The organism is Streptococcus sp. V728, from assembly GCF_052077995.1.
GTDB classification, from domain to species: domain Bacteria; phylum Bacillota; class Bacilli; order Lactobacillales; family Streptococcaceae; genus Streptococcus; species Streptococcus infantis_B.
In genome coordinates this window covers 524,918-548,910 of the sequence record NZ_JBQJJH010000002.1, presented here as the reverse complement: position 1 = coordinate 548,910, position 23,993 = coordinate 524,918, and the positions used below count along the sequence as shown (strand labels likewise).

At 39.9% G+C, this 23,993-nt stretch carries 22 protein-coding genes and 2 pseudogenes; 21 read left to right on the top strand and 3 right to left on the bottom strand.

The genetic code is table 11. From position 1 onward, the window contains the following. Window positions 1–137: 137 nt before the first annotated feature. The 13 genes from murD (at window position 138) to manA (ending at window position 14,268) form a co-directional block, all read left to right on the top strand. Entirely contained in the window at window positions 138–1,490 is a 1,353-nt protein-coding gene (gene murD / locus ACTO1Y_RS04020; protein WP_441348435.1) for a UDP-N-acetylmuramoyl-L-alanine--D-glutamate ligase, read from the top strand. Between the two features lies 1 nt (window position 1,491). After that, complete coding sequence (locus ACTO1Y_RS04015; protein ID WP_441348434.1) at window positions 1,492–2,550, top strand: UDP-N-acetylglucosamine--N-acetylmuramyl-(pentapeptide) pyrophosphoryl-undecaprenol N-acetylglucosamine transferase; 1,059 nt, start codon at window positions 1,492–1,494, stop codon at window positions 2,548–2,550. 9 nt (window positions 2,551–2,559) lie between these two features. After that, the gene (locus ACTO1Y_RS04010) at window positions 2,560–3,825 is read left to right on the top strand and encodes a cell division protein FtsQ/DivIB (RefSeq protein WP_441348433.1); all 1,266 of its coding nucleotides are present in this window, start codon (window positions 2,560–2,562) and stop codon (window positions 3,823–3,825) included. Window positions 3,826–4,032: 207 nt separating this feature from the next. Further along, the gene (gene pyrF / locus ACTO1Y_RS04005) at window positions 4,033–4,728 is read left to right on the top strand and encodes an orotidine-5'-phosphate decarboxylase (RefSeq protein ID WP_303942297.1); all 696 of its coding nucleotides are present in this window, start codon (window positions 4,033–4,035) and stop codon (window positions 4,726–4,728) included. A 39-nt stretch (window positions 4,729–4,767) separates the two neighbouring features. Continuing rightward, on the top strand, window positions 4,768–5,400 hold the full coding sequence (gene pyrE, locus ACTO1Y_RS04000; protein ID WP_303942299.1) for an orotate phosphoribosyltransferase: 633 nt from the start codon (window positions 4,768–4,770) through the stop codon (window positions 5,398–5,400). Window positions 5,401–5,643: 243 nt separating this feature from the next. Then, entirely contained in the window at window positions 5,644–6,780 is a 1,137-nt protein-coding gene (gene lctO / locus ACTO1Y_RS03995) for an L-lactate oxidase (RefSeq protein ID WP_441348432.1), read from the top strand. A gap of 216 nt (window positions 6,781–6,996) precedes the next feature. Then, window positions 6,997–7,392: a CopY/TcrY family copper transport repressor gene (locus ACTO1Y_RS03990; protein WP_441348431.1), complete on the top strand. Its 396-nt coding sequence runs from the start codon at window positions 6,997–6,999 to the stop codon at window positions 7,390–7,392. A gap of 10 nt (window positions 7,393–7,402) precedes the next feature. Next, entirely contained in the window at window positions 7,403–7,774 is a 372-nt protein-coding gene (locus ACTO1Y_RS03985) for a cupredoxin domain-containing protein (RefSeq protein ID WP_441348430.1), read from the top strand. 9 nt (window positions 7,775–7,783) lie between these two features. Next, a complete protein-coding gene (locus ACTO1Y_RS03980; protein WP_441348429.1) occupies window positions 7,784–10,006 on the top strand; it encodes a heavy metal translocating P-type ATPase in 2,223 nt (740 codons plus the stop codon). Window positions 10,007–10,225: 219 nt separating this feature from the next. Further along, a complete protein-coding gene (gene spxB, locus ACTO1Y_RS03975; RefSeq protein ID WP_441348428.1) occupies window positions 10,226–12,001 on the top strand; it encodes a pyruvate oxidase in 1,776 nt (591 codons plus the stop codon). Between the two features lie 109 nt (window positions 12,002–12,110). Beyond that, window positions 12,111–12,458: a VOC family protein gene (locus ACTO1Y_RS03970; RefSeq protein WP_441348427.1), complete on the top strand. Its 348-nt coding sequence runs from the start codon at window positions 12,111–12,113 to the stop codon at window positions 12,456–12,458. A gap of 147 nt (window positions 12,459–12,605) precedes the next feature. Further along, window positions 12,606–13,184, top strand: coding sequence for a DUF3592 domain-containing protein (locus tag ACTO1Y_RS03965; protein WP_441348426.1), 579 nt, complete (start codon window positions 12,606–12,608; stop codon window positions 13,182–13,184). Between the two features lie 139 nt (window positions 13,185–13,323). After that, window positions 13,324–14,268: a mannose-6-phosphate isomerase, class I gene (gene manA, locus ACTO1Y_RS03960; RefSeq protein ID WP_441348425.1), complete on the top strand. Its 945-nt coding sequence runs from the start codon at window positions 13,324–13,326 to the stop codon at window positions 14,266–14,268. Between the two features lie 42 nt (window positions 14,269–14,310). On the opposite strand, the pseudogene ACTO1Y_RS03955 reads toward manA, so the two are convergent. Then, a pseudogene (locus tag ACTO1Y_RS03955) lies at window positions 14,311–15,705 on the bottom strand (sodium-dependent transporter). Between the two features lie 197 nt (window positions 15,706–15,902). Between ACTO1Y_RS03955 and ACTO1Y_RS03950 the strand changes: the two are divergent. Then, window positions 15,903–16,643, top strand: a complete 741-nt coding sequence (locus ACTO1Y_RS03950; protein ID WP_441348424.1) for a MerR family transcriptional regulator — start codon at window positions 15,903–15,905, stop codon at window positions 16,641–16,643. 41 nt (window positions 16,644–16,684) lie between these two features. Here the strand turns inward: ACTO1Y_RS03950 and ACTO1Y_RS03945 are convergent, their stop codons facing one another. Together ACTO1Y_RS03945 and ACTO1Y_RS03940 are read right to left on the bottom strand one after the other, a co-directional pair. Then, a complete protein-coding gene (locus tag ACTO1Y_RS03945; RefSeq protein ID WP_235083947.1) occupies window positions 16,685–17,860 on the bottom strand; it encodes an NAD(P)/FAD-dependent oxidoreductase in 1,176 nt (391 codons plus the stop codon). 56 nt (window positions 17,861–17,916) lie between these two features. Then, the gene (locus ACTO1Y_RS03940) at window positions 17,917–18,762 is read right to left on the bottom strand and encodes a DegV family protein (RefSeq protein ID WP_254726252.1); all 846 of its coding nucleotides are present in this window, start codon (window positions 18,760–18,762) and stop codon (window positions 17,917–17,919) included. Window positions 18,763–18,886: 124 nt separating this feature from the next. Here ACTO1Y_RS03940 and ACTO1Y_RS03935 point away from each other — a divergent pair, with 124 nt between their 5' ends. From ACTO1Y_RS03935 to ACTO1Y_RS03905, 7 genes and pseudogenes are all read left to right on the top strand, one after another. Continuing rightward, entirely contained in the window at window positions 18,887–19,444 is a 558-nt protein-coding gene (locus ACTO1Y_RS03935) for a TetR/AcrR family transcriptional regulator (protein WP_004252362.1), read from the top strand. Window positions 19,445–19,462: 18 nt separating this feature from the next. Next, on the top strand, window positions 19,463–19,930 hold the full coding sequence (locus ACTO1Y_RS03930) for a deoxycytidylate deaminase (protein WP_006150202.1): 468 nt from the start codon (window positions 19,463–19,465) through the stop codon (window positions 19,928–19,930). A gap of 88 nt (window positions 19,931–20,018) precedes the next feature. After that, complete coding sequence (gene upp / locus ACTO1Y_RS03925; protein ID WP_006150334.1) at window positions 20,019–20,648, top strand: uracil phosphoribosyltransferase; 630 nt, start codon at window positions 20,019–20,021, stop codon at window positions 20,646–20,648. 169 nt (window positions 20,649–20,817) lie between these two features. Continuing rightward, window positions 20,818–21,411: pseudogene (locus tag ACTO1Y_RS03920) on the top strand (ATP-dependent Clp protease proteolytic subunit); the annotation flags it as partial. A 75-nt stretch (window positions 21,412–21,486) separates the two neighbouring features. Continuing rightward, window positions 21,487–21,756, top strand: a complete 270-nt coding sequence (locus ACTO1Y_RS03915; protein ID WP_235083949.1) for a YlbG family protein — start codon at window positions 21,487–21,489, stop codon at window positions 21,754–21,756. Window positions 21,757–21,844: 88 nt separating this feature from the next. Next, the gene (locus ACTO1Y_RS03910; RefSeq protein WP_441348423.1) at window positions 21,845–23,005 is read left to right on the top strand and encodes an ABC transporter substrate-binding protein; all 1,161 of its coding nucleotides are present in this window, start codon (window positions 21,845–21,847) and stop codon (window positions 23,003–23,005) included. A gap of 116 nt (window positions 23,006–23,121) precedes the next feature. Next, window positions 23,122–23,991 carry a branched-chain amino acid ABC transporter permease gene (locus tag ACTO1Y_RS03905; RefSeq protein ID WP_441348422.1) on the top strand — a complete coding sequence of 290 codons (870 nt, stop codon included), beginning with the start codon at window positions 23,122–23,124 and terminating at the stop codon, window positions 23,989–23,991. Window positions 23,992–23,993 lie beyond the last annotated feature (2 nt).

The window sequence follows — 23,993 nt, the reverse complement described above, 5'->3', positions numbered from 1 at the left end:
ATAAAAATACCTAGGCACAGATGTTAAAGTTGATTACCAACTTCATAAATAACAAAAAACAAATAAGAAAGCCCTTTGTGGCTTTTTTATTTTCATAAAAATGGTAAAATAGTAAGAGTAGAAATGGAGTTCTAGATATGAAACGAATTGATCAATTTGAAAATAAGAAAGTATTAGTCCTTGGATTAGCCAAATCTGGTGAGTCTGCAGCACGTCTCTTGGACAAGCTAGGTGCCATTGTGACGGTTAATGATGGTAAACCTTTTGAGGAAAATCCAGCAGCTCAGAGCCTTTTAGAAGAGGGGATTAAGGTTGTCACAGGTGGACATCCATTGGAATTGTTGGACGAAGATTTTGCCTTGATGGTAAAAAATCCAGGAATCCCTTATAGCAATCCAATGATTGAAAAAGCACTGGAAAAAGGTATTCCAGTCTTGACTGAGGTTGAGTTGGCCTATTTGATTTCAGAAGCTCCAATCATCGGCATTACTGGTTCAAATGGTAAGACAACGACGACAACCATGATTGGAGAAGTTCTGACTGCTGCAGGACAAAATGGGCTTTTATCAGGGAACATCGGTTATCCTGCAAGTCAAGTGGCACAAACTGCAACAGATAAGGATACCCTTGTCATGGAACTTTCTTCATTCCAATTAATGGGAATCCAGGAATTTCATCCTGAAATTGCTGTTATCACCAACCTGGTGCCAACGCATATTGACTATCACGGTTCTTTTGAAGACTATGCGGCAGCTAAGTGGAATATCCAAAACAATATGACAGCAGTTGATTACCTAGTATTGAACTTCAACCAGGAATTAGCTAAAGAACTTGCGACAAAGACAAATGCAACTGTAGTACCATTCTCAACACTTGAAAAGGTTGACGGAGCTTATCTTGAGGATGGTCTTCTCTACTTCCGTGGTGAAAAAGTCATGGCAGCTGATGAGATCGGTGTTCCAGGTAGCCACAATGTGGAAAATGCTCTTGCCACCATTGCTGTTGCTAAACTTCGTGGTGTTGATAATGAAACCATCAAGGAAACCTTGTCAGCCTTTGGAGGTGTCAAACACCGTCTCCAATTCGTAGATGAAATAAAGGGTGTGAAATTCTACAATGATAGTAAGTCAACCAATATCTTAGCAACTCAAAAAGCCTTGTCTGGATTTGACAATAGCAAGGTTATCTTGATAGCTGGTGGTTTGGACCGTGGTAACGAGTTTGACGAATTGGTGCCAGATATCACTGGACTTAAGAAAATGGTCATTCTAGGTCAATCTGCAGAACGTGTCAAACGTGCAGCGGATAAGGCTGGTGTGGCTTATGTCGACGCAACTGATATTGCAGATGCAACTCGCAAGGCTTATGAACTTGCAGAAGAAGGAGATGTGGTTCTCCTCAGTCCTGCTAATGCAAGCTGGGATATGTATGCTAACTTTGAAGTACGTGGAGATCTTTTCATCGACACTGTAGCGGAGTTAAAGGGATAATATGAAAAAAATAGTATTTACAGGTGGGGGAACGGTTGGACACGTTACCCTCAACCTTTTGTTAATGCCTAAGTTCATCGAAGATGGCTGGGAAGTCCACTATATTGGTGATAAAAATGGGATTGAGCATCATGAAATCCTCAAGTCAGGTTTAGATGTCACCTTCCATTCGATTGCAACGGGGAAATTACGTCGATATTTCTCATGGCAAAATATGATTGATGTCTTTAAGGTTGCTTTTGGAATTCTTCAATCGCTCTTTATCATGCTTCGAGTTCGTCCACAAGCCCTCTTTTCTAAGGGTGGATTTGTATCTGTTCCGCCTGTTATCGCAGCGCGAGTATGCAGAGTACCAGTCTTCATCCACGAGTCTGATCTCTCTATGGGATTGGCCAATAAAATTGCCTATAAGTTTGCGACTAAGATGTACTCTACTTTCGAGCAAGCGTCTAGTCTCACTAAGGTAGAACATGTAGGAGCTGTGACCAAGGTTTCTGGTCCAGTTATGGAAGAACCTGAAGAAATGGTGGATATCCGAACTTCTTTCAACGACAAGTTACCAACTCTTCTTTTCGTCGGAGGTTCTGCTGGTGCGCGTGTCTTTAACCAATTAGTCACAGACCACAAGGAAGAGCTGACTAGTCGCTATAATATCATTAACCTGACAGGAGATGCTAGTTTAAATGAACTAAGTTCAAACCTCTACCGTGTTGACTATGCGACGGAACTCTATCAACCACTCATGAATCTGGCTGATGTGGTCATCACTCGTGGTGGTGCCAATACTATTTTTGAACTCCTTGCTATGGCTAAATTGCACATCATTGTACCACTGGGTCGTGAAGCTAGTCGTGGAGACCAGATTGAAAATGCTGCCTATTTCGTGAAAAAGGGCTATGCTGAAGAGTTGCAAGAAAATGACTTGACCTTGTCTACTTTGGAAGAAAAAGTAAATCAACTCTTGACCAACAAAGAGAACTATCAAAATACAATGAAGAATTCTCAGGAATTAGAATCTGTGGCAGATTTTTATGAGCTACTAAAAAAAGATTTATCATAAGGAAAATTGATGTCAAAGGATAAAAAGAATCAGGACACTCAAGGCAAGGAATTGTCAGAGTGGCAAAAACGAAATCAAGAATATCTTCAAAAAAAAGCTGAAGAAGAGGCGAAACGTGCCGAAGAAGAAGCTCGTGAAAAAGAAGAACAAGTATCAGAGTCATCTGATAATACTCAAGAAGTGTCAGAATGGCAAAAACAACACCACGAGTATTTGAGTAAAAAAAAGGAAGAAAAATCTACGAGTTCTGAAGAAGTGGACCAAGAATCCGAAAAATCTGAAGAGAAGGATTCGGATACTAGCGATGAGACTTCAAATGAAGAGAAAGATTCAGAGGAAACTCCTCAAGAAGACTCTAAGAGTCAGGATCAAGTAGAGAAAGAAAAAGCTGACGAAAAGGTTAAGAAAGAGAAAAAGGTAAAAACCAAGAATAAACATCCAAAACCGGCTATTCCTTCTATACATATCTGGCGAGCAGTTACGATCCTCGTCCCTAGTTTTCTAATCTTATTCTTGTCTATTTATCTTCTAAGCCCTCTAGCTACAATGAAACATATTGAGGTTACGGGTACTGTTCAGACAAGTGCAGACCAAGTTAGAGAAGCATCTGGCATTCGTGACAGTGACTATACGCTTAGCTTGCTCTTAAATAAAGATAAGCATGCGGAAATGGTCAAATCGAATCACTGGATTGAATCGGCTAAGATAGTTTATCAATTCCCAGTTCATTTCACTATTGAAGTAAAGGAATTTGAAATTGTAGCTTATTCAGTTTCAGGAGATAACTATTATCCAATCTTATCTAGCGGAAGTATTGAATCAACTGCCGTTAGTTCTGACAACTTACCTGAGAAATACATATCTGTTTTATTTAACGATGAGGAACAGATAAAAACATTGATTTCTCAGCTAAATGAAGTTAGTCCAGAAATTAAGCAAGAGATTGAGAAGATTGAACTTGCACCAAGTAAGGTAACAAGTGACCTTCTAAAGATTACCATGTATGATACAGACGAGATTTTGGTGCCATTATCAGAACTAGGGAAGAAATTACCCTACTATAGTAAGATAAAACCACAGTTGACAGTACCTAGTGGTATTGACATGGAGGTCGGTATCTATAGCTATAGTCTAGTGGATAAGGCTCTGGATGACGAAAGAATCAAAGCCAAAGAAGAGGAAAAGAAGAAGCAGGAAGAAGAAAAGAAAAAACAAGCTGAGCAAGGAAATCAAGATCAAACAACACAGACGACTCAAACAACACAGAGTCACTAAGTTTCAGATGATTCGTTCAGTTACTTGTTTTTACTTGACAAGTATTGCTTTAAATAATAGAATAGTAAAAAACCTTTAAAGCAGTCCAGAGAGGCAGCTAAGGTTAGACGGTGAAAGGGTGAATTCTACCCATTTTTCGTGGAACCTTGCTGTAGGCAGGTTCCTTTTTTCATGCTCTCTCGCTGACAAAGGTAAAAGGAGAAAAGTATGCGCGAATCTCGTCCGGTTATTGCTCTTGATTTTCCAAGCTTTGACGCAGTCAAGAAGTTTTTAGAACAATTTCCAGCAGAAGAGAGCCTCTATCTAAAGGTAGGTATGGAGCTCTATTACGCCACAGGTCCGGAGATTGTTTCTTATTTGAAAGACTTAGGTCACAGTGTCTTTCTGGATCTCAAACTTCATGATATTCCCAATACGGTTAAGTCAGCCATGAAGGTTTTGTCTCATCTGGGTGTTGACATGACTAATGTTCATGCCGCAGGTGGTGTAGAGATGATGAAGGCTGCGCGTGAAGGTCTTGGGAAAGAAGCCAAATTGATTGCTGTTACCCAGCTGACTTCAACTTCTGAAGAACAAATGAGAGACTTTCAAAATATCCAAACCAGTCTTCAAGAATCGGTTATTCACTATGCCAAGAAAACTGCTGAAGCGGGATTAGATGGTGTGGTTTGTTCAGCTCAAGAAGTAAAACTCATCAAAGAAGCTACCAGTCCAGAATTTATTTGCCTGACACCAGGTATTCGACCAGCAGGGGCTGCAGTTGGAGATCAAAAACGAGTGATGACACCTGCAGATGCTTATCATATTGGTAGTGACTACATCGTTGTCGGTCGCCCAATCACTCAAGCCACTGATCCAGTAGCAGCTTATCATGCTATCAAGGATGAATGGAACCAAGACTAAAATTAAAGAATTAGATTATAAAAACAAAAGGAGAATCCCATGACACTTGCTAAAGACATTGCTAGCCATCTATTGAAAATTCAAGCCGTTTACCTTAAACCAGAAGAGCCCTTCACTTGGGCATCTGGTATCAAGTCGCCGATTTATACAGATAACCGAGTGACGCTTGCTTATCCAGAGACTCGTACCTTGATTGAGAATGGTTTTGTAGAAGCCATCAAGTCAGAATTCCCAGAGGTAGAAGTGATTGCAGGAACAGCGACTGCGGGTATCCCACATGGTGCCATTATAGCTGACAAGATGAACCTGCCATTTGCTTACATCCGTAGCAAACCAAAAGACCATGGGGCTGGAAACCAAATCGAAGGCCGTGTAGCCCAAGGCCAAAAGATGGTCGTTGTTGAAGATTTGATTTCAACTGGGGGATCAGTTTTAGAAGCCGTAGTTGCTGCCAAACGTGAGGGAGCAGATGTTCTTGGTGTTGTGGCTATCTTCAGCTATCAATTGCCAAAAGCAGATAAGAACTTTGCAGATGCTGGTGTCAAACTAGTAACACTTTCAAACTACAGCGAACTGATTCACCTAGCTCAAGAAGAAGGCTATATCACACCAGAAGGACTTGACCTCCTAAAACGTTTTAAAGAAGACCAAGAAAATTGGCAAAATGTATAAATAGAAAGACACTCAGGTATTCATAGAACTCCCTGAGCTTTTTGTCTAATGGAAGGTTTATAACCATAGTCTCTGTTTAGAGTAGGATAGGCGGAGTGAATCTGTATCATCTTTAACTTCTAGTTCTTAATCTGTTTACCTTTATGATGAAAAGTACAGACAAATTTTTTGAAAACATCATGAAAAAGGTTTAAACTATTCTAGTAAACAAAAGTAAACGTTTACGTTTAAGGAGGACTATTGATGTCATATAAAACAAGCAATGCAGAAGGACCTGTAGATTTTATAAATACCTATGATTTGGAGCCTATGGCCCAACAAGTTATTCCCAAAGCTTCTTTTGGGTATATTGCAAGTGGTGCAGAGGACACTTTTACTTTGAGAGAGAATATCCGAGCTTTTAACCACAAACTCATTGTTCCTCGGACCTTATGTGATGTGGAAAATCCAAGCACAGAGATTGAATTTGATGGTGAAAAACTATCTTCACCAATCATTATGGCACCTGTTGCAGCCCATAGACTAGCTAACGAGCAAGGAGAAGTTGCGACTGCGCGTGGAGTACACGAGTTCGGTTCACTCTATACAACTAGTTCCTACTCAACAGTTGACCTACCTGAAATTTCTCAAGCCCTTCAAGGAACACCTCATTGGTTCCAATTCTACTTTAGTAAAGATGATGGTATTAACCGTCACATCATGGATCGCGTCAAGGCAGAAGGCTATAAGGCTATTGTCTTAACTGCCGATGCGACAGTAGGAGGTAACCGTGAGGTAGATAAACGAAACGGTTTTGTGTTCCCAGTTGGCATGCCTATCGTAGAAGAATACCTACCTCAAGGTGCTGGTAAGTCAATGGACTATGTCTATAAATCAGCTAAACAACGCCTATCTCCACGAGATGTAGAGTTTATCGCAGAATACTCAGGACTTCCCGTTTATGTCAAAGGTCCACAATGCCGAGAAGATGTTGAACGCTCACTGGATGCAGGGGCTTCAGGTATTTGGGTAACCAACCACGGTGGTCGACAGATTGATGGTGGACCGGCTGCTTTTGACTCGCTTCAAGAAGTGGCTGAAGCAGTAAATAAACGTGTGCCAATCGTTTTTGACTCTGGTATTCGTCGTGGTCAGCATGTCTTTAAAGCCTTGGCTTCTGGAGCTGACTTAGTAGCCATTGGACGACCTGTTATTTATGGTTTAGCCCTTGGTGGTAGTGTTGGTGTACGTCAAGTCTTTGAACATTTGAATGATGAATTGAAGACAGTTATGCAGTTATCTGGAACACAGACAATTGAAGATGTGAAACGATTCAAGCTTCGTCACAATCCATATGATCCAAGTTTCCCAGCTGATTCACATGATTTAAAATTGTATTAGTAGTAAAACAAACCTCCACTCCAAGTGGAGGTTTTTAAGTTATGTCTTTGTATACATGAAAGAGAGTTTAAAAAGTGAACTTAACGAGCATATAAGAAAAAAATTTTGATACATTTTAAATTATTATCAGATTGGAAACTTAATATTGACAAATGTAGATTTTAAGAGTATACTTATGTTTATAATTGACAAATGTAAATTTTGGAGGAGATAAGAATGCAGATTTCAGATGCAGAATGGCAGGTCATGAAGATTATCTGGATGCAGGGAGAGCAGACTAGTACGGATCTGATAAAAGTATTAGAGAAAAGGTTCAGCTGGTCCAAGTCCACTATCCAAACACTCTTAGCCCGCTTGGTAGAAAAAAATTGTTTGACTCGGGAAAAGCAGGGCAAGTCCTTTATCTATTCAGCGCTTTTGACTCAAGAAGATAGTAGGAAGTTACTTGTCCAAGATATCAAAGACAAGCTTTGTTCTCGTAGAATAAAGCAGTTACTAGCTGATTTGATTGAAGAATGTGACTTTACCCTAGCTGACTTGGAAGGCTTGAAAGAAGTGATTGCAAAGAAAAAAGCCAGTGCTGTAACAGAAGTAAGATGTAATTGTATGTAAAGGAGACGCTATGTTAAATCTATTTGTATCTATTATTGTTCTAGGAATGATCGCTTTTATCCTCTTTTGGTTTTTCAAAAAACCTCAAGAAGACGGAAAGAGAGCTCAACAAAAGAATGGCTATCAAGAAATTCGAGTGGAAGTCATGGGAGGCTATACTCCAGGAACTATTATCCTCAAAAAATCGCTACCAGTTCGCATTATTTTTGATCGAAAAGATCCTTCACCTTGCTTGGATCAAATCGTATTTCCAGACTTTGGCGTGCATGCAGACCTACCTATGGGAGACCAATATGTGGTTGAAATCACTCCTGAAGAAGCAGGAGAATATGGTTTCTCTTGTGGAATGAATATGATGCACGGTAAGATGATTGTAGAATAGGAGAGGAATATGACCGAAATTGTGAAAGCAAGTCTTGAAAATGGTGTTCAAAAAATCCGTATCACAGCAGAAAAAGGCTATCATCCAGCCCATATTCAACTACAAAAAGGAATTCCTGCTGAGATTACCTTTCACCGTGTGACACCATCAAACTGTTATAAAGAAATTCTCTTCGAAGAAGAAGGGATTCTAGAACCAATCGCTCAAGACGAAGAAAAAGTCATTCGCTTTACTCCTCAAGAGTTAGGTGAACATGAATTTTCATGTGGTATGAAGATGCAAAAGGGAACCTACACCGTTGTTGAAAAAACTAAAAAGTCTCTCAGTCTTTTACAACGTTTTTGGATTACTAGTATCTTTACTGTGCCTCTTGTGGTTCTCATGATTGGGATGTCTACAGGAGGAATTAGTCACCAAGTTATGCGTTGGGGCACCTTTTTAGCCACAACACCCATTATGCTGGTAGCTGGAGTTCCATATATCAGAAGCGCCTGGGCTAGTTTTAAAAAGCACAATTCCAATATGGATACCTTGGTTGCTCTGGGAACCCTAGTGGCCTATTTCTATAGCTTAGTTGCCCTCTTCACTGGTCTGCCCGTTTACTTTGAAAGTGCTGCATTTATCCTCTTCTTCATTCTTTTGGGAGCAGTTTTTGAGGAAAAAATGCGAAAAAATACTTCGCAGGCAGTCGAAAAATTATTAGACCTACAAGCAAAAACAGCAGAGGTTTTGCGTGATGATGTTTATGTTCAAATACCTCTAGAACAGGTCAAAGTTGGGGATCTCATTCGCGTTCGACCAGGTGAAAAAATTGCCGTTGATGGGACTGTGTTAGAAGGTGAAACGAGTATTGATGAATCAATGGTGACTGGGGAAAGTATTCCAGTCGATAAATCAGTTGGAGATGCTGTTATTGGGTCAACTATCAATAATAGTGGTACGATCATCTTTAGAGCTGAAAAAGTGGGTTCTGAGACTATGCTGGCTCAGATTGTGGACTTTGTGAAAAAAGCGCAAACGAGTCGTGCTCCTATTCAAGATTTGACAGACAAGATTTCTGGGATTTTTGTACCAGCAGTTGTCATTTTAGGACTTCTTACTTTTTGGGTCTGGTTTGTTCTACTTGGAGATAGCTTTGTGACTTCACTTCTCTACGGAGTTGCTGTTTTGATTATTGCCTGTCCTTGTGCACTAGGACTCGCGACACCGACAGCACTCATGGTTGGAACAGGACGAAGTGCCAAGATGGGGATTCTTCTCAAAAATGGTACAGTTCTACAGGAAATCCAAAAAGTCCAAACCATTGTTTTTGATAAGACAGGAACCTTGACCGAAGGGAAGCCAGTAGTGACAGATGTTATTGGTGATGAAAGAGAAGTGCTAAGTTTGGCTGCTTCATTGGAAGATGTATCTCAACACCCGCTAGCTCAAGCTATTGTTAATCGTGCATCTGAACTAGGAATTAGCCTTTACCCAGTGGAAAACTTCCAAGCCTTGCATGGGAAAGGTGTGACTGGGACTATTAATGGGAAAAAAGTCTTGCTTGGTAATGCTAAACTTTTAGCTGACCTTGCTATTCCACATGATTATCAAGAACGATTTGATTTGCTTGAGAAGGAAGCAAAAACAGTTGTCTTCCTATCCGTAGATGGTCAGTTAAAAGGCTTAATTGCCTTGCAGGATGTCCCTAAGGAAAATGCTCGAGAAGCTATTGCTAAATTGAAAAAACGTGGTCTTAGAACGGTCATGCTTACCGGAGATAATGCTGGAGTAGCGCATGCGATTGCAGAGCAAATTGGAATCGAAGAAGTGATCGCAAATGTCTTGCCAGAGGAAAAGGCACATGAAATTCACAAGCTTCAAAAGAATGGCAAATTGGCCTTTGTTGGAGATGGGATCAATGATGCACCGGCCCTCAGTGTAGCCGATGTCGGAATTGCCATGGGCTCTGGTACAGATATTGCTATCGAATCAGCAGATCTTGTCCTTACAACCAACAATTTACTAGGATTGGCACGTGCTTTTGATATGAGTAAGAAGACCTTTAATCGTATTCTACTCAATCTTTTCTGGGCTTCTATCTATAACCTCATTGGTATTCCGATTGCAGCAGGAGTTTTTTCAGGACTTGGTTTAGTGCTCAATCCAGAACTTGCAGGATTGGCCATGGCCTTTAGTTCAGTCTCTGTTCTAATCAGCTCTCTCATGCTTAATTTTACTAAAGTCGATTAAAAAGGCGGTCTTAACCGCTTTTTTTGCTATTCTAAAACAGATTTTCAAACCGCTTTCAAACTGTACTGTAATAGAGAATGGAGTATTCTGAGCATATACTTAGAAATCTAAAATCAAATGTGATAAATTAGGATTGTAAATTTACAGAATCGTTTTCAATTACTATATAAAAGCGTTTTTTGTAAATATATGAAATTATTTTGAAGGAGAGTTATCATTATGACTCAAGGGAAAATTACTGCATCAGCAGCAATGCTCAACGTATTGAAAACATGGGGCGTAGACACTATCTACGGTATCCCATCAGGAACACTCAGCTCACTTATGGACGCTTTGGCTGAAGACAAAGATATCCGTTTCTTGCAAGTTCGCCACGAAGAAACAGGTGCTCTTGCAGCGGTTATGCAAGCTAAATTTGGCGGATCTATCGGTGTTGCAGTTGGTTCAGGTGGACCTGGTGCAACTCACTTGATCAACGGTGTTTACGATGCAGCTATGGATAACACTCCATTCCTTGCTATCCTTGGCTCACGTCCAGTTAACGAATTGAACATGGATGCCTTCCAAGAATTGAACCAAAATCCAATGTACAACGGTATCGCTGTTTACAACAAACGTGTAGCTTATGCAGAGCAATTGCCAAAAGTGATTGACGAAGCTTGCCGTGCTGCCGTTTCTAAAAAAGGTCCAGCTGTCGTTGAAATTCCAGTAAACTTCGGTTTCCAAGAAATTGACGAAAACTCATACTACGGATCAGGTTCTTACGAGCGTTCATTCATCGCTCCTGCTTTGAACGAAACTGAAATTGACAAAGCTGTTGAAATTTTGAACAATGCTGAACGCCCAGTTATCTACGCTGGTTTCGGTGGTGTTGGTGCTGGTGATGTGATCACTGAATTGTCTCGTAAAATTAAAGCACCAATCATTACGACTGGTAAAAACTTTGAAGCGTTCGAATGGAACTACGAAGGTTTGACAGGTTCTGCTTACCGTGTTGGTTGGAAACCAGCCAACGAAGTGGTCTTTGAAGCAGACACAGTTCTTTTCCTTGGTTCAAACTTCCCATTTGCTGAAGTTTACGAAGCATTCAAAAACACTGAAAAATTCATCCAAGTGGATATCGACCCTTACAAACTTGGTAAACGTCATGCCCTTGACGCGTCTATCCTTGGTGATGCTGGTCAAGCAGCCAAAGCTATCCTTGACAAAGTGAATCCAGTTGAATCTACTCCATGGTGGCGTGCAAACGTTAAGAATAACCAAAACTGGCGCGATTACATGAACAAGCTTGAAGGTAAAACTGAAGGTCCATTGCAATTGTACCAAGTTTACAACGCTATCAACAAATATGCTGATGAAGATGCAATCTACTCAATCGACGTAGGTAACTCTACTCAAACATCAACTCGTCACCTTCACATGACACCTAAGAACATGTGGCGTACATCTCCACTCTTTGCGACAATGGGTATTGCCCTTCCTGGTGGTATCGCCGCTAAGAAAGACAATCCAGATCGCCAAGTATGGAACATCATGGGTGATGGTGCATTCAACATGTGCTACCCAGACATGATCACTAACGTTCAATACAACCTTCCAGTAATCAACGTTGTCTTCTCAAATGATGAATATGCCTTCATTAAGAACAAATACGAAGACACAAACAAACACTTGTTTGGTGTAGACTTCACAAATGCTGACTACGCGAAAATCGCTGAAGCTCAAGGTGCTGTAGGATTTACAGTAAACCGTATCGAAGACATCGATGCAGTCGTTGCAGAAGCTGTTAAATTGAACAAAGAAGGTAAGACAGTTGTCATCGATGCTCGCATCACGCAACACCGTCCACTTCCAGTAGAAGTACTTGAATTGGATCCAAAACTTCACTCAGAAGAAGCAATCAAAGCCTTCAAGGAAAAATACGAAGCTGAAGAGCTCGTACCATTCCGCCTCTTCTTGGAAGAAGAAGGATTGCAATCACGCGCAATCAAATAATTCCTCTCATGGAAAATCAAATGTAAATATTGTAGATTATATTCTTTGATTTTATAGAGAGAAACTTAAAAAGATCGGAGTAATCCGGTCTTTTTATGGAGGATAGTAAATGAATTTAAATCAACTAGATATTATCGTGTCAGATGTTCCCCAAGTCTGTGCTAGCTTGGAGCGTATTTTGGATAAGAAGGCAGACTATGTTGATGATGGTTTTGCTCAGTTCACGATTGGCAGTCACTGCCTCATGTTATCACAAAATCATTTGATACCTTTGGAAAATTTTCAGTCAGGAATCATTCTACACATTGAAGTTGAAGATTTGGAACAGAATCAAAAGCGTGTGAAAGAATTAGGGATTGAGATTTTACATGGGCCAGTTGTAACTGATTGGGGAACCGAATCCCTGCTAGTAAGTGGTCCTGCTGGTCTAGTGATTGATTTTTATCGTATGAGATAAGACGCTTAGTCATTTGAAGTTAACCATAATGATTCTTAAAAAAGAATGTGCGCATATGAACTATTGAAAGATCGGAGCAATCCGGTCTTTTTCTTTTATGTCTTTTCTGTTAAAATAGATTCAATAGGATATTTTAAGGAGAAAAAGATGCCAACAACTTTCTTTCTATTATTTGGCTTAATGAGTTTAGGCTTTGCTGCCTTCACCTATTTCATGTTCGACTTTTTTATCTTCAGTAATTACAGAAATGTCAAGAGATGCACCGAAAGAACGGACGGAGTCATTATCCGATATTCCTATGCTCTTTATAACGGGATAAGCCTGCCAGTTGTCGAGTACACTGTTGATGGGAACCAATACAAGGTTGTCGGGCCAAAATTTCTATCTGCGATTTCAAATACAATCAGTACTCCCTTAGGTTCTATTGTATCTGATGTAAAGATGGATAATTTTGAAGATGGTGAAATCCCTCAGGTTTTAAGATACAAGATTTATAGGAACAGTTTCATCTCTTTAACAAAATCACCTTTAATGGAACGATTTCCAATTGGGGGAAAGGTAACTGTTTATTATGATCCTAAAAAACCAAAACATTCCTACGTAGAAAGACCTTTAAAACCAGGTCGTTATGCATGGTTGACTAAATGTTTAGCTTATTTCCTTGTTTTTCTGATGGTTGCTCTAGCTTTCTTTATCGTGTTCATTCTTCCAAATCTTGTTAATTGAGTTTCTCGATAGAATAAGAAGTCTATATCGTTACTATTTTTATAAAATCTTCTCCCTACTTTATAAGATAAGAAAAAGAGTTCAATTAGGACTCTTTTTTTGCTATAATGAGGGTGAAAAATTAGACAGGAGATGTAACATGTCAGAACCATTATTTTTAAATTCTGTAATGCAAGAAAAAATCTGGGGTGGGACTAAGCTACGTGATGAGTTTGGATACGATATTCCAAGCGAAAAGATTGGTGAGTATTGGGCAATATCAGCTCACCCAAATGGTGTTTCTAAGATAGCTAATGGCCGTTTTGAGGGAACAGACCTAGCTACTTTGTATGCAGAACACCGTGAGTTATTTGGCAACCGTCCAGAGCCAGTATTTCCACTCTTAACTAAAATCCTCGATGCCAATGACTGGCTCAGTGTTCAAGTCCACCCAGACGATGCTTATGGACTAGAGCATGAAGGCGAACTTGGAAAGACAGAGTGCTGGTATATTATCGCAGCAGATGAAGGTTCAGAGATTATCTATGGCCACAATGCCAAGTCAAAAGAGGAGCTCCGTCAGCAAATCGAAGATAAGAACTGGGATTCCTTGTTGACAAAAGTACCTGTTAAAGCTGGAGATTTCTTCTATGTGCCAAGTGGTACCATGCACGCTATCGGTGCAGGTATCTTGATCCTTGAGACGCAACAGTCTAGTGATACAACCTACCGTGTCTATGACTTTGACCGTAAGGACGATAATGGCAACTTGCGCGAGCTTCATCTTGAAAAATCCATCGATGTTTTGAACATTGGTGAGCCTGCTAATAGCCGTCCTGTGACTGTTAAAGCAGATGACCTACGTTCAACTCTTCTTGTATCAAATGATTTCTTCGCAGTTTACAAGTGGGAAATCACTGGAAAAGTTGACTTTGAAAAAACAGCTGACTATAGCTTATTTAGCGTCTTGGCTGGTCAAGGGAAATTGACTGTAGATGGTAAAGACTATCCAATCCAAAAAGGTAGCCACTTTATCCTTCCAAGTGATGTTGATGCATGGACTTTGGAAGGATCAGATTTAGAATTGATTGTAAGCCATCCATAAAAAGAAAAGACTTGAGATTGATTCTCAAGTCTTTTTTAATGATTACATAAATTGGGCAATAAAAACCACGATGATGATGATTGGGATGATATAACGAAGAAGGAAGAGCCAAACTTTGAAAAGTCCTCGTTTCCAAGGTGTTTCATCTAGATGAAGTTCTTTCATAGCCAGTGCTTTTTTGAAGATATAGCCTGTAAAAAGTGATAAACAGAGGGCACCAAAAGGCATGAGGAGGTTGGATACCAAGAAATCCATGGCGTCAAAGAAGGTCTTTCCAAAGATTTGGACATCTGCCATGACACCGTATGAAAGGGCTGAAGGGATACCAAAGACAAAAGTCAATACCCCTAAAATCATACTCCACTTAGCACGTTTACGATTGTCCTGATTGGTGATGTTACCAACGTTGATCTCAAGCATGACGACTGAAGAAGTTATCGTCGCAAAGAGGAAGAGCAAGAGAAAGAGAATATAAAAAATCGTACCAAAGGGCATATTGTCAAAGAGTTGTGGTAAAACGATAAAGAGGAGACTAGGTCCACCTTCAGACTGGATATTAAAGGATGACATAGCAGGGAAAATCGCAAGTCCTGCCATGATCGATACAGAAATGTTCAAGGCTACGATGGAAATTCCTGATTGGACCATATTGGTCTTCTTGTCCAGGTAGGAAGCATAGGTCAGCATGGCGGTAACTCCAAGTGATAGAGCAAAGAAAGATTGGCCCAGTGCATAGAGGAGTCCAGTACTTGTCAGTTTTGAAAAGTCCGGTTTGAGGAAGTAAACCACACCTTCCATGGCATTAGGCAAGCTGAGAGAGCGCCCGATAATAATGACAAAGATAATAAAGAGTAGGGGCATCATGACCTTAGATGCTCTTTCAATTCCTTTTTGAACGCCGTGTGAAACAATGAAAATATTCAAGAAGATAAAGGCTGCTTGTGCTCCTAGGGCAATAACTGGATTAGAAATGATGGAAGAGAACTGCTGGGCATAATCTCCAATTCCGATGAGGTGGAATAATCTTCCAATTTCGATACCAAGGTATACCAGAATCCAACCCCCAATAACACTATAAAATGAGAGAAGGATGAAAAGGGCAAAGGCGCCATTCCAACCAATAAAATTGTATTTATGATTGTTTCCAAGCTTACCAAAGGTTTTGATTGCTGATACGCCAGCGCTTCGACCAAGGGCAAATTCAGCCAGTAAGAGAGGAAATCCAATCAAAAGTGTCGAGATGAGAAAGACTAGTAAAAATCCTCCACCACCATTGGCAGCAGTCATGTAAGGGAACTTCCAAACAGCTCCAAGACCAATAGCAGAGCCAGCAGACGCAAGAATGAAGCCCAGTTTCGAGCCCCATTGCGATTTTTCAGACATAGTTAAAACTCCAATCTATTTTCTAAAATAAGAAAAGGCTACTTGAGTTGTCAAATAGCCTTCTCTCAATTGCTCTTTATGAGCTTTTTATTTGATTGATAGACTTGATTATCCTATCATGTTTTCTGAAGCCTGTCAAGAAAGCGATTTTCAAGTTTTCAAAAGTTTCTCAAAAAGTTAAAAATTTTTCGTAAAACCACTTGACTCTGACCTAAGGGGAGGGGTTATACTATCCTTGTAAGGAGAAAATCATGTACCATATCAAAGAAGCTGCGCAGCTTTCGGGTGTCTCTGTAAAGACCGTGCACCATTACGATAAGTTAGGACTCTTGGTTCCTTTAAAGTCGGAAAACGGTTATCGAACCTATAGTCAGGATGATTTGGAACGACTTCAGATCATTCTTTATTACAAATATCTAGGCTTTTCTTTAGAAAAAATAGCAGAGCTATTAAAGGAAGAAAGGACAAATTTATTGCCCCATCTGATTAGGCAACTGGACTATTTAACTCGAGAAAGGCAACATCTGGATACCTTGATATCTACCTTGCAAAAAACCATACAAGAACAAAAAGGAGAAATAAAAATGACCATTGAGGAAAAATTCACTGGATTTAGCTATCAAGACAATCAAAAATACCACCAAGAAGCAGTAGAGAAATATGGTCAAGAAGTCATGGATAAGGCTCTCGAACGTCAAACTGGTAGAGAAGATGAGGCTACAGAAACCTTCAACCAAGTCTTTCAAGCCCTGGCTCAAAATTTCAAAGATGGACTACCTACAACAGCAACCGAAAACCAAGAAGAAGCAACCAAGCTCTTACAGGCCATTCGTACGTATGGGTTTGATTGTTCTATTGAAGTCTTCGGTCATATCGGTAAAGGCTATGTCTATAACCCAGAGTTTAAGGAAAATATTGATAAATTTGGACCTGGAACAGCTCAATACACTTCAGATGTTATTGCCCACTATGTTCGAACTCAGACAAAATAAAAATCGGCGGAGTAATCTCTGCCGATTTCTTACTTTAAAGTTTAATCAAAATGCAAGCTTCCTGCCACCCATCCGGTACAGAGGGCAGAAGTAATGTTAAAGCCACCCGTATGGGCATTGATATCCAGCACCTCCCCTGCAAAGTGAAGACCAGGTACCAGTTTACTTTCCAGAGTTTTGGGATTAATTTCTTTGAGACTAACGCCACCTTTAGTTACAAATGACTTGGCAAGGGACATCTTTCCAGTCACAGGAATCTTGAGGGACTTGATAGATTGGAGAAGTTGCTCTCGCTCTTTTTCAGTTAGTTGTTTGACTTTTTCTGGGTATCCTTGCGAGAAGAAATCAGCCAAGCGTTCTGGCAATAAAGATTTCAAGGCATTTTTCAAGGATTTTTCACGATTTTCTTCTAGAAAGTTTACTAAGTCGCCTTCAGAAAGTTGTGGCAAGACATCCAATGAGAGAACCTCTCCACCCTTGACAAAACTAGACATACGAAGAGCAGCGGGACCTGATAAACCAAAGTGAGTAAAGAGGAGGTCATGGGTAATAACATGCTTGCCATAGCTTAGAGTTACATCATCCAGTGAAATCCCCTGCAAGGCTTTATGTGGGAAATCCGTCAATAATGGACTCTCGGCTGCCTCAAGCTCGGTAATGGTATGTTTGAAGTGGCGAGCGATATCGTGGCCAAAACCAGTCGAACCAGTGGAAGGATAGGACTTGCCACCTGTTGTGACAATGAGTTTATCACAAGTGAAAGTCTGGTCTGCTGACTTGAGGACAAACTGGTCGTCTATCTTTTTAACAGAAACAATCTCTATTTGAGTCATGACTTGTCCGCCCAATTCAGAGATTTTCTTTTCTAAAGCTTCGATAATAGTCCGAGATTTGTCGCTAGCAGGAAAGACACGCCCGTGATCCTCTACCTTTAGTTTGACGCCATTTTCCGTAAAAAAGTTGATAATATCATGGTTATCAAACTGGGAGAAGACGCTGTAAAGAAAGCGCCCATTTCCAGGAATGCCGGCTAATAGGTCATCCAGGGTTCCGTTGTTAGTGACGTTGCAACGACCACCACCAGTTCCAGCTAATTTTTTTCCAAGTTTTCTATTTTTTTCGATGAGAAGTGTTTTCTGCCCGTAAAAGCTACTGGAAATAGTAGCCATCATTCCAGCAGGACCACCTCCGATGACAATCGTATCAAAATGTTTCATAAAAGTATTGTACCATAAAAAAACAAGAGATGATAAGTCATCCCTTGTTTGATTGATTAACCAATTTCATATCCCATGAGAAGTCCGCCTTCTTCTGCATAAAAACTGCAAAGCCCAGAAGTAGGGATAATTCTAATATTAGCTTGCGGGTACTTTTCTCGCAAGAGTTCTGAGAGTTGTTGGCAGAATTTTTCATTGCTACGATGAGCCATGACGATACGCCCTCCAGCGTAGCCAGCTTTGATCAACTCTTCATAAGCAGCCTGAAGGGATTTTTTAGCACCACGAGCCTTTTGAAGCAATTCTAAGGTTCCAGTTTCACTTGCTTCCCCAACCATACGGATATTGAGGAGCCCAACAACTGTACCAATAAGCTTACTCAAGCGACCGTTTTTAACCAGGTTATCAACCTTAGCAAGAACGAACAACAACTTCGTTTTTTCTTGGTAAGTAGTAATAACTTCAACCACTTCTTCAAAAGAAAGTCCTTGGTTGATCAAGTCATTGATTTTCTCAACAATTAGGTCAACTTCCCCACCAGCAGACAAACTATCAATAACGTGAATCTGAGTGTCAGGGTGGTCTTCGAGATAAATGTTTTTAGCTAATTGCGCGCTATTGTGGCTACCAGAGAGAGTTCCTGTGATGGTCACTACAAAAATATGTTTGGCACCTTCAAATGCTCGTAAATAATCATCAGGACTAGGGCAAGCTGATTTAGAAGCTTCAGAAGTCGCATACATAGTTTCCATCATCTGATCAATATCCAGATTGGCATCATCGACAAAGACCTGGTCCGCAACTTGAATCGTTAATGGGACACTGACAAATTCAGTATCAAAAGCAGGATTTGCCAGTTGACGATAATCACAACCAGAGTCAGCTATAATCTTCCAAGTCATAGAATTTCTCCATCTTTATCACTTATACATTGACAAAGGTTCTGTCTTTTTTTACAATTATATCATGAAAGCCCTTGAAACAAAAGTAGTACCTCTCTGTTGTCACAAGTAGAAAGAAATTGTTATGTCTGAACGTAAAATATCTGAAAAATCGCTTGAAAATCTTAGAAAATCCAATCAAGAATCTAATTTGCTAACCAGAGAAGCGATTGAAACAGCTCTTTTGCAACTCTTGGAGAAAAAGGAGTTAGCTAAGATTAGCATTTCTGAGCTAGTCAAACGTGCTGGCGTTTCTCGTGCAGCCTTTTATCGAAACTATGATTCCAAAGAAGAGATTTTAGAAAGTGTCTTTAAACGTAGCGTCCATAACATCATGGAGCAACTAAGTCATTACGATGTCAAGACGGATCTCTATCTAGTTTGGGTTCATCTTTTCCGAGAAGCCAAGAAAGAAGCCAAGGTTATTCAGCTTGCCCTGGACTATCACTTGGAAAAAATCTTTGTGCAAGCTATGCAAGAATTTCTAGAGAAATACTACGGGAAATCAAAAGGTGTCAGCTCTTACCTGCATTCATTTTGGAGTTCGGCCATCGTATCGGTCTTGCTTAAATGGATCAAAGATGGGATGAAGGTTCCTGCTGAGAAAATTGCAGATTTACGCTTGCCATTTTTCAAAAAATAAGTTAAGAGGAGAAAAACTATGACAGAAAAAAGACTGGCTTGGGATGAGTATTTCGCTGCTCAAGCTCTATTGATTGCCAATCGTTCAACCTGTAAACGTGCCAAGGTAGGAGCCGTTTTAGTTAAGGATAACAAGGTTGTTTCAACAGGCTATAATGGCTCTGTATCAGGAACAGAACATTGTATTGACCACGACTGTCTGGTGATTGAGGGTCACTGTGTCCGCACTCTTCATGCAGAGGTAAATGCTATTTTACAAGGGGCAGAACGTGGCGTTCCTAAAGGCTTTACAGCTTACGTTACTCATTTTCCATGCCTCAACTGTACCAAGCAACTGCTTCAGGTAGGATGTGAACGTGTTGTTTATATCAATCAATACCGTATGGATGACTATGCCCAACATCTTTATCAAGAAAAGGGAACAGAATTAACTCACCTACCACTTGAAACAGTACAAGCAGCTCTCCAAGAGGCTCACCTAATCTAGAAATTATAAAAAATAAATGGTTTAGAAAGCTTTTTAAGCCATTTTTTGATATAATAAGAAGAATAAATTGAAAGAAGGAATTCTGAAAATGGGAAAACTTGAAGTTATTAATCATCCACTGATTCAACACAAATTGTCAATCTTGCGTCGCACTGACACTTCTACAAAAGCTTTTCGTGAGTTAGTTAACGAGATTGCAATGTTGATGGGATATGAAGTACTTCGTGATCTTCCACTTGAAGACGTTGAAATCGAAACACCTATCACAAAAACAGTTCAAAAACAATTGGCTGGTAAAAAATTAGCGATTGTTCCAATCTTACGTGCAGGTATTGGAATGGTTGATGGATTGTTGAGCTTGGTTCCAGCAGCAAAAGTTGGGCACATCGGTATGTATCGTGATGAAGAAACCCTTCAACCAGTAGAATACTTGGTAAAATTACCTGAAGATATCGACCAACGTCAAATCTTTGTGGTTGACCCTATGCTTGCAACAGGTGGTTCTGCAATCTTGGCTGTTGATTCCCTTAAAAAACGTGGGGCTTCAAACATCAAATTTGTCTGCCTGGTATCTGCTCCAGAAGGTGTAAAAGCTCTCCAAGAAGCTCACCCAGATGTAGAAATCTTTACTGCAGCTTTAGATGAACGTTTGAACGAACATGGCTATATTGTTCCAGGTCTTGGTGACGCAGGAGACCGCTTGTTCGGTACAAAATAAGATTCTAAGGATAGACTAAAACTGCTTATTGGTTTTAGTTTCGAAAGGAGGTTGAATTTTTGTGTCTGTCTTTAGAATGGAGCAAAAATTTGACCTTTTTTGACCAAAAAGATATAATAATCCTGTATCGAGTCGTTTGACTAAGAAATATTGAAATCAGAAGGAGAAAAGAATGATTCCTGTAGTTATTGAACAAACAAGTCGTGGAGAACGTTCATATGACATATACTCACGTCTTCTAAAAGATCGTATCATCATGTTGACTGGACCAGTCGAAGACAATATGGCAAACTCAGTTATCGCCCAATTGCTTTTCTTGGATGCCCAAGATAGTACAAAAGATATTTACCTTTATGTAAATACACCAGGTGGGTCTGTATCAGCTGGTTTGGCAATCGTTGATACCATGAACTTTATCAAGGCAGATGTCCAAACTATCGTTATGGGGATGGCAGCTTCAATGGGAACAATTATTGCCTCAAGTGGAGCAAAAGGCAAACGTTTCATGCTTCCAAATGCAGAGTACATGATTCACCAACCAATGGGTGGTACAGGTGGTGGTACTCAGCAAACAGATATGGCTATCGCTGCTGAACATTTGCTTAAAACTCGTAAGACTTTAGAGCAAATTCTTGCAGATAACTCTGGTAAATCAGTTGAGCAAATACATGCAGATGCTGAACGTGATTACTGGATGAGTGCTCAAGAAACACTTGAATATGGTTTCATTGATGAAATTATGGCCAATAATTCTTTGAATTAATCTACTAAAGCAAACTCGACTGAGTTTGCTTTTTTTGGTATAATAAGAGGAAGATTACTAGAAGGAAGATGAATTATGTTTCAAAAAGAAAATCGGTCTGGTCTGATTATCTACCTATACTATAATCGTGATGCAAAAAAACTCGCAAATTATGGCGATATTTGTTATCACTCAAAAAAACACCGTTATCTACAACTTTATGTTCCAACAGAAGAAGTAGAAAACCTGGTAGGTCGTTTAGATAAAGAGAAATTTATCAAGAAAGTGAGACGATGTCACATCCAAGAATTAGAAACTCCTTTCGTTGGGAACCTATATAAAACCAACGAAAACGTTATCATTTAAAAAAGTGAGAGAAACTTGTTGACAATTTTCTGATAATTCGGTATATTCTTAACATGTAATTTAAATTTAACATTAAAAGGAGATAAACATGAAGAAAAAATTTGCATTGTCACTCGTAGCTCTTGCAAGTACAGCACTCTTAGCAGCTTGTGGGGAAGTGAAGTCAGGAGCATCGAATGCAACTGGTAACCCAATTGATGAAAAAGTTGTAAAAATTGGTTTCAACTTCGAAGAGACTGGAGCAGTAGCTGCTTACGGTACATCTGAACAAAAGGGTGCTCAACTTGCAGTTGATCAAATCAATGCTGCTGGTGGTGTTGATGGAAAACAAATCGAAGTTGTAGATAAAGATAACAAATCTGAAACTGCTGAAGCGGCTTCAGTTTCTACAAACCTTGTTACTCAATCAAAAGTAGCAGCTATCGTAGGGCCTGCGACTTCTGGAGCAACTGCTGCTGCAGTGGCAAACGCTACTCAAGCTGGTGTGCCATTAATCTCGCCAAGTGCTACTCAAGATGGTTTGACAAAAGGACAAGACTTCCTATTTATTGGAACATTCCAAGATAGTTTCCAAGGAAAAATCATCTCAAACTACGTTTCAAACAAATTGAACGCTAAGAAAGTTGTTTTGTATACTGATAACTCAAGTGACTATGCTAAAGGTGTTGCAAAAGCTTTCCGTGAATCATTTAAAGGTGAAATCGTAGCTGATGAAACATTTGTATCAGGAGATACTGACTTCCAAGCAGCTCTTACAAAAATCAAAGATAAAGAATTTGATGCAATCGTATTACCAGGTTACTACACTGAAGCAGGTAAAATTGTAAACCAAGCTCGTGGTATGGGTATTGACAAACCAATCATCGGTGGTGATGGATTTAATGGTGAAGAGTTTGTTCAACAAGCAACAGCAGAACGCGCATCAAACATTTACTTCATCTCTGGTTTCTCATCAACAGTTGATGTGTCAGATAAGGCGAAAGCTTTCCTTGAAGCATACCGTGCGAAATACAATGAAGAGCCTTCAACTTTTGCAGCTCTTGCTTATGACTCAGTTTACCTTGTAGCTAACGCAGCAAAAGGTGCAAAAACTTCAGTCGATCTCAAGAACAACCTTGCTAAAACACAAAACTTCGAAGGTGTTACAGGTCAAACAAGCTTTGATGCAGATCATAACACTGTGAAAACAGCCTTCATGATGACCATGAATAATGGTAAAGTAGAAGCAGCAGAAGTCGTAAAACCTTAATTTTATAGATATCGTAAATGGGGAATGAGCTTTTACTCACTCCCTGTTTCGGTGTTTATAAAGGGATTATTTTTTTATATAAATCCTAAGAAAAATAATTAGAAAGAGTGAACTATATGCTCCAACAACTTGTTAATGGTTTAATCCTGGGTAGTGTTTATGCATTATTAGCCCTTGGATATACCATGGTTTATGGAATTATCAAGCTCATAAACTTCGCCCACGGCGATATTTATATGATGGGGGCTTTTATGGGCTATTTCTTGATTAATTCCCTACAATTAAATTTCTTTTTAGCTTTAATTTTATCGATGATTGGTTCAGCCATTCTTGGTGTTATCATTGAGTTTCTAGCTTATCGCCCACTGCGTCATTCAACTCGTATCTCTGTACTGATTACAGCTATCGGGGTATCCTTCTTATTGGAATACGGAATGGTCTATCTGGTGGGTGCCAATACACGTGCCTTCCCTCAAGCAATCCAAACTGTACGATACGACTTGGGACCAATTAGTCTTACAAATATCCAATTGTTGATTTTGACTGTCTCAATTGTCTTAATGATTCTTTTGCAACTTATCGTACAAAAAACCAAGATGGGGAAAGCTATGCGTGCCGTTTCTGTAGATAGCGATGCTGCTCAGTTGATGGGGATTAACGTGAACCGTACAATCAGCTTTACCTTTGCTTTGGGTTCAGCTTTGGCTGGAGCAGCAGGTGTCTTGATTGCCCTTTATTACAACTCTCTCGAACCATTGATGGGAATGACTCCAGGTATTAAATCTTTCGTTGCTGCCGTTCTTGGTGGTATCAGTATCATCCCTGGTGCAGCTCTTGGAGGTTTTGTAATTGGTCTATTGGAAACTTTTGCAATTGCTTTTGGATTGTCAGATTTCCGTGATGCCATCGTGTATGGAATCTTGCTCTTAATCTTGATTGTTCGTCCAGCTGGTATTCTTGGTAAGAATGTGAAAGAGAAGGTGTAAAC

What these genes read in the sequence shown, in the direction of transcription:
- ACTO1Y_RS03965 (WP_441348426.1), top strand. Translation starts at nt 12,606, where the DNA reads ATGCCAACAACTTTCTTTCTATTATTTGGCTTAATGAGTTTAGGCTTT.
- ACTO1Y_RS04010 (WP_441348433.1), top strand. Translation starts at nt 2,560, where the DNA reads ATGTCAAAGGATAAAAAGAATCAGGACACTCAAGGCAAGGAATTGTCA.
- upp (WP_006150334.1), top strand. Translation starts at nt 20,019, where the DNA reads ATGGGAAAACTTGAAGTTATTAATCATCCACTGATTCAACACAAATTG.
- spxB (WP_441348428.1), top strand. Translation starts at nt 10,226, where the DNA reads ATGACTCAAGGGAAAATTACTGCATCAGCAGCAATGCTCAACGTATTG.
- murD (WP_441348435.1), top strand. Translation starts at nt 138, where the DNA reads ATGAAACGAATTGATCAATTTGAAAATAAGAAAGTATTAGTCCTTGGA.
- ACTO1Y_RS03980 (WP_441348429.1), top strand. Translation starts at nt 7,784, where the DNA reads ATGACCGAAATTGTGAAAGCAAGTCTTGAAAATGGTGTTCAAAAAATC.
- pyrF (WP_303942297.1), top strand. Translation starts at nt 4,033, where the DNA reads ATGCGCGAATCTCGTCCGGTTATTGCTCTTGATTTTCCAAGCTTTGAC.
- lctO (WP_441348432.1), top strand. Translation starts at nt 5,644, where the DNA reads ATGTCATATAAAACAAGCAATGCAGAAGGACCTGTAGATTTTATAAAT.
- ACTO1Y_RS03970 (WP_441348427.1), top strand. Translation starts at nt 12,111, where the DNA reads ATGAATTTAAATCAACTAGATATTATCGTGTCAGATGTTCCCCAAGTC.
- ACTO1Y_RS03915 (WP_235083949.1), top strand. Translation starts at nt 21,487, where the DNA reads ATGTTTCAAAAAGAAAATCGGTCTGGTCTGATTATCTACCTATACTAT.
- ACTO1Y_RS03930 (WP_006150202.1), top strand. Translation starts at nt 19,463, where the DNA reads ATGACAGAAAAAAGACTGGCTTGGGATGAGTATTTCGCTGCTCAAGCT.
- ACTO1Y_RS03905 (WP_441348422.1), top strand. Translation starts at nt 23,122, where the DNA reads ATGCTCCAACAACTTGTTAATGGTTTAATCCTGGGTAGTGTTTATGCA.
- ACTO1Y_RS03940 (WP_254726252.1), bottom strand. Translation starts at nt 18,762, where the DNA reads ATGACTTGGAAGATTATAGCTGACTCTGGTTGTGATTATCGTCAACTG.
- ACTO1Y_RS03910 (WP_441348423.1), top strand. Translation starts at nt 21,845, where the DNA reads ATGAAGAAAAAATTTGCATTGTCACTCGTAGCTCTTGCAAGTACAGCA.
- ACTO1Y_RS03935 (WP_004252362.1), top strand. Translation starts at nt 18,887, where the DNA reads ATGTCTGAACGTAAAATATCTGAAAAATCGCTTGAAAATCTTAGAAAA.
- ACTO1Y_RS03985 (WP_441348430.1), top strand. Translation starts at nt 7,403, where the DNA reads ATGTTAAATCTATTTGTATCTATTATTGTTCTAGGAATGATCGCTTTT.
- ACTO1Y_RS03950 (WP_441348424.1), top strand. Translation starts at nt 15,903, where the DNA reads ATGTACCATATCAAAGAAGCTGCGCAGCTTTCGGGTGTCTCTGTAAAG.
- ACTO1Y_RS03945 (WP_235083947.1), bottom strand. Translation starts at nt 17,860, where the DNA reads ATGAAACATTTTGATACGATTGTCATCGGAGGTGGTCCTGCTGGAATG.
- ACTO1Y_RS04015 (WP_441348434.1), top strand. Translation starts at nt 1,492, where the DNA reads ATGAAAAAAATAGTATTTACAGGTGGGGGAACGGTTGGACACGTTACC.
- ACTO1Y_RS03990 (WP_441348431.1), top strand. Translation starts at nt 6,997, where the DNA reads ATGCAGATTTCAGATGCAGAATGGCAGGTCATGAAGATTATCTGGATG.
- manA (WP_441348425.1), top strand. Translation starts at nt 13,324, where the DNA reads ATGTCAGAACCATTATTTTTAAATTCTGTAATGCAAGAAAAAATCTGG.
- pyrE (WP_303942299.1), top strand. Translation starts at nt 4,768, where the DNA reads ATGACACTTGCTAAAGACATTGCTAGCCATCTATTGAAAATTCAAGCC.